We start from the raw sequence: 1,500 nt of genomic DNA on the forward strand, positions 1-1,500 counted from the left end.
CCCGAGACCGTCCTGGCGTCGTTCCTGCGCGCGCTCGACGGCGGCGAACCCGCCGCGTCCTCCCTGGACGAGCTGTCGGCGCTGCTCCGCTCCCGGCTGGCGGGCCGCCGTGTGCTGGTCGTCCTGGACAACGCCCGTGACGTCGCGCAGATCCGGCCGCTGCTGCCCGGCACCTCCGGCTGCGCCGTACTGATCACCAGCCGGTCGATGCTGCCGGGGCTGCCCGGCGCGCGGCTGCTGCCGATCGGGCCGTTCGACACCGACGAGGCGATCGCCCTTTTCGCGCGGATCGCGGGCCCCGACCGGGTCGAGGCGGAGCCGGACGCGGCGCGCAGTGCCGTCGCGGCGTGCGAGAACCTGCCGCTCGCCGTCCGGATCCTGGCGGCGCGGCTCGCGACCCGTCCGACCTGGTCGGTGTCGACCCTCGCCGGGCGGATCTCCGACGAGCGGCGCAGGCTCGACGAGCTGAAGATCGGCGATCTGGCCGTCGAGTCGACTTTCCAGCTCTCCTATTCGGGGCTGGGGGTCGAGGCGGCGCGCACCTTCCGGATTCTGGCCGTCCCGGAATCGGCCGATCTCAGCCTGTCGGCGGCGGCCGCGATGCTCGACACCGACGAAGCGGAGGCCGAGGAGCTCTGCGAGTCGCTGGTCGACGCGTGCCTCATCGAGTCGCCCGCCCCGGCCCGCTACCGCTACCAGGGGCTGGTCCGGCTGTTCGCGCTGCGGCAGCTCCAGCGGTCGGAGCGGAACGCGGTGCTGTCGCGGCTGCTCGCCTTCCATCTGGCGCTGCTCAGCGATCTGCTGAACGAGCCGAACGCCGCCAACCGCGAACGTCTGGCGCGCGAGCGCGGCGGGCTGTTCAGCGTGGTCAGGCAGGCCGCGCTGGAGCCGGGCGGCACGGTCGGGCTGGCCACCCAGCTCGTGCTCGCGCTCTGCGAGTGCGTCGACGGCGACCGTGGGCCCGGCCGGGGCGACGCCGCCTGGGCGATGGCCGCGCTGATGGGTTCGCTGGTCTTCGTCGGGACGCCGGGGAACGTCGCGGCGACCCCGCGCGCCGAGGCGACCCAGGCGACCCGGCTCACCACCCCGCTGCTGCCGACCCTGCGCACCCCGTTCCCGATCGAACGGCTGGAGCGGGTCGACCAGGCCACCCGGTTCCTCGACGCCCTGGACACCGACCGGACGCGCGCCTGGGCGGAGTTCCTGCGCGGGGTGTCCGCCCTGTTCCGCCAGAAACCGGACGAAGCGCTCCAGCACCATCTGCGCGCCGTTGAGCTGTCGACCGGCGCGGGCGGCGGAATGATGTACGCGATGATGATCAAGATCTACCGCGACTCGGGCTCCTTCCCCACCGGCACCGCCATCGCCGAGGCCTGCCTGCGCGCCGCCCGGGCCTCCGGCGACCGCGCCACCGAGGCGTTCGTCCTGCACGAACTCGGGCTGCTGACCAGCCTCGCCGGTGCTCCCGCCGCGGGCGTCGCGCTGTGCGCCGAGGCGCTC

General features: G+C 74.3%; 1 protein-coding gene. It reads left to right on the forward strand.

Going from position 1 to position 1,500, the window contains the following annotated elements; genetic code table 11:
- Positions 1-1,500, forward strand: a 1,500-nt coding sequence (locus tag ACYVE7_RS33890) for an NB-ARC domain-containing protein (RefSeq protein ID WP_460370650.1), incomplete at both ends; no start/stop codon positions are given.

Source organism: Actinocorallia lasiicapitis, from assembly GCF_054778695.1.